Source organism: Pelomonas caseinilytica, assembly GCF_021353235.1.
Taxonomy (GTDB): Bacteria; Pseudomonadota; Gammaproteobacteria; order Burkholderiales; family Burkholderiaceae_C; genus Pelomonas; species Pelomonas caseinilytica.
This window is the reverse complement of record NZ_JAJTWT010000030.1, coordinates 1-3,364: the sequence shown is the minus strand read 5'-3', so window position 1 is coordinate 3,364 and position 3,364 is coordinate 1. Positions and strand designations below refer to the sequence as shown.

2 tRNA genes and 2 rRNA genes (1 of these 4 cut by a window edge) are annotated in these 3,364 nt (G+C 52.5%); all 4 read left to right on the top strand.

The features are described 5' to 3' along the window. Positions 1 to 500 (top strand): 16S ribosomal RNA (locus LXT12_RS26565) (it extends 1,123 nt beyond the left edge of the window). A gap of 200 nt (positions 501 to 700) precedes the next feature. Further along, positions 701 to 777, top strand: a tRNA-Ile gene (locus tag LXT12_RS26560). Between the two features lie 24 nt (positions 778 to 801). Beyond that, a tRNA-Ala gene (locus tag LXT12_RS26555) sits at positions 802 to 877 on the top strand. 312 nt (positions 878 to 1,189) lie between these two features. Continuing rightward, positions 1,190 to 3,364 (top strand): 23S ribosomal RNA (locus LXT12_RS26550); the annotation flags it as partial.

The window sequence follows — 3,364 nt, the reverse complement described above, 5'->3', positions numbered from 1 at the left end:
CCTGGACACAGGTGCTGCATGGCCGTCGTCAGCTCGTGTCGTGAGATGTTGGGTTAAGTCCCGCAACGAGCGCAACCCTTGTCATTAGTTGCTACGAAAGGGCACTCTAATGAGACTGCCGGTGACAAACCGGAGGAAGGTGGGGATGACGTCAGGTCATCATGGCCCTTATGGGTAGGGCTACACACGTCATACAATGGCCGGGACAGAGGGCTGCCAACCCGCGAGGGGGAGCTAATCCCAGAAACCCGGTCGTAGTCCGGATCGTAGTCTGCAACTCGACTGCGTGAAGTCGGAATCGCTAGTAATCGCGGATCAGCTTGCCGCGGTGAATACGTTCCCGGGTCTTGTACACACCGCCCGTCACACCATGGGAGCGGGTTCTGCCAGAAGTAGTTAGCCTAACCGCAAGGAGGGCGATTACCACGGCAGGGTTCGTGACTGGGGTGAAGTCGTAACAAGGTAGCCGTATCGGAAGGTGCGGCTGGATCACCTCCTTTCTAGAGTAGATCGAGCCTCGGGAGTTCTACGGAACTGCCAGAGCGAGATCCAAAAGAGCAGAAGCTGCAAAGCGAAAGCTCAGCACTTTGCTTCTTGCGCCCACACTTATCGGCTGTCACAACAGTGAGTGAATTGCGTGAGCCTGGGGAGCTGGCCTCGACAGGCTGGCGATGACAGAGCTAACGCACAAAGTTCGCGTGGGTCTGTAGCTCAGTCGGTTAGAGCACCGTCTTGATAAGGCGGGGGTCGTTGGTTCGAATCCAACCAGACCCACCACGGCAAATCGAAGAGATTTGCGACGGGGGATTAGCTCAGCTGGGAGAGCACCTGCTTTGCAAGCAGGGGGTCGTCGGTTCGATCCCGTCATCCTCCACCAGTCACTCAACAAAGGTTGGCAAACCTCAGCGGAAGAGCAGTTCTGCTGAGGTTTGCCAGTCTTGATCGAAAGATCGGCTGTTGTTCTTTAACAATTCGTAGAGTCGAATCAGCGTTGTCGGCGGAAAGCATCTCTTGATGCACCGTGCCGCCGGCAACAATTTGATTGCGTCAACATAGACTTCAATTGCTGATGAAGAGATTCAAAGCAAGAGAAGAACGGCGTAACGCGTGAATACTCAAAAACAGTCTGGATCTGCGGATCTGGATTGAGTCCTTGACGACACTGCAGTCAGCGGTGTCAAAGTTATAGGGTCAAGTGACTAAGTGCATGTGGTGGATGCCTTGGCGATTACAGGCGACGAAGGACGTGATAGCCTGCGATAAGCTTCGGGGAGCTGGCAAATTAGCTTTGATCCGGAGATTTCCGAATGGGGAAACCCGACCGTAAGGTCATCGTTATCTGAATACATAGGGTAACGAAGCGAACCGGGTGAACTGAAACATCTCAGTAGCTCGAGGAAAAGACATCAACCGAGATTCCGAAAGTAGTGGCGAGCGAAATCGGAGTAGCCCTCGCGTTTTAGCAGTTGGCATATCAGAACGGAATGGAAAGTCCGGCCAGAGCGGGTGATAGCCCCGTATGAGAAATGTCGATTGTGGAACTAGGCGCGAATAGAGTAGGGCGGGACACGTGAAATCCTGTCTGAAGATGGGGGGACCATCCTCCAAGGCTAAATACTCGTAATCGACCGATAGTGAACAAGTACCGTGAGGGAAAGGCGAAAAGAACCCCGGGAGGGGAGTGAAATAGATCCTGAAACCGCATGCATACAAAAAGTCGGAGCCCGCAAGGGTGACGGCGTACCTTTTGTATAATGGGTCAGCGACTTACATTCAGTGGCGAGGTTAACCGAATAGGGAAGCCGTAGAGAAATCGAGTCCGAATAGGGCGAATAGTCGCTGGGTGTAGACCCGAAACCAAGTGATCTATCCATGGCCAGGATGAAGGTACCGTAACAGGTGCTGGAGGTCCGAACCGACTAGTGTTGCAAAACTAGCGGATGAGCTGTGGATAGGGGTGAAAGGCTAAACAAACTTGGAAATAGCTGGTTCTCTCCGAAAACTATTTAGGTAGTGCCTCAAGTATTACCTGCGGGGGTAGAGCACTGTTTAGGCTAGGGGGTCATGGCGACTTACCAAACCTTGGCAAACTCCGAATACCGCAGAGTACAGCTTGGGAGACAGAGCACCGGGTGCTAACGTCCGGACTCAAGAGGGAAACAACCCAGACCGCCAGCTAAGGTCCCTAAAATTGGCTAAGTGGGAAACGAAGTGGGAAGGCTAAAACAGTCAGGATGTTGGCTTAGAAGCAGCCATCATTTAAAGAAAGCGTAATAGCTCACTGATCGAGTCGTCCTGCGCGGAAGATGTAACGGGGCTAAGCCAGTTACCGAAGCTGCGGATGCATAGCAATATGCGTGGTAGGAGAGCGTTCTGTAAGCCTGTGAAGGTGGGTTGTGAAGCCTGCTGGAGGTATCAGAAGTGCGAATGCTGACATGAGTAGCGTTAAAGGGGGTGAAAAGCCCCCTCGCCGAAAGCGCAAGGTTTCCTACGCAACGTTCATCGGCGTAGGGTGAGTCGGCCCCTAAGGCGAGGCAGAGATGCGTAGCTGATGGGAAACAGGTCAATATTCCTGTACCGATCAATAGTGCGATGTGGGGACGGAGAAGGTTAGCTCAGCCGGGTGTTGGATGTCCCGGTTCAAGCCTGTAGTCGTGCCTGGTAGGCAAATCCGCCGGGCTTAGATGAGGGGTGATAACGAGGAGGCTTGCCTCCGAAGTGAGTGATACCCTGCTTCCAGGAAAAGCCACTAAGCTTCAGCTATTGACGACCGTACCGCAAACCGACACTGGTGCGCGAGATGAGTATTCTAAGGCGCTTGAGAGAACTCTGGAGAAGGAACTCGGCAAATTGACACCGTAACTTCGGAAGAAGGTGTGCCTTTAGTAGGTGAACCTGTACAAGGGGAGCCCAATGAGGCCGCAGAGAATCGGTGGCTGCAACTGTTTATTAAAAACACAGCACTCTGCAAAGACGAAAGTCGACGTATAGGGTGTGACTCCTGCCCGGTGCTGGAAGATTAAATGATGGGGTGCAAGCTCTTGACTGAAGTCCCAGTAAACGGCGGCCGTAACTATAACGGTCCTAAGGTAGCGAAATTCCTTGTCGGGTAAGTTCCGACCTGCACGAATGGAGTAATGATGGCCACACTGTCTCCTCCAGAGACTCAGCGAAGTTGAAATGTTTGTGATGATGCAATCTCCCCGCGGAAAGACGGAAAGACCCCATGAACCTTTACTGTAGCTTTACATTGGACTTTGAACAGATCTGTGTAGGATAGGTGGGAGGCTTTGAAGTAAGGTCGCTAGATCTTATGGAGCCGACGTTGAAATACCACCCTGGTGTGTTTGAGGTTCTAACCTTG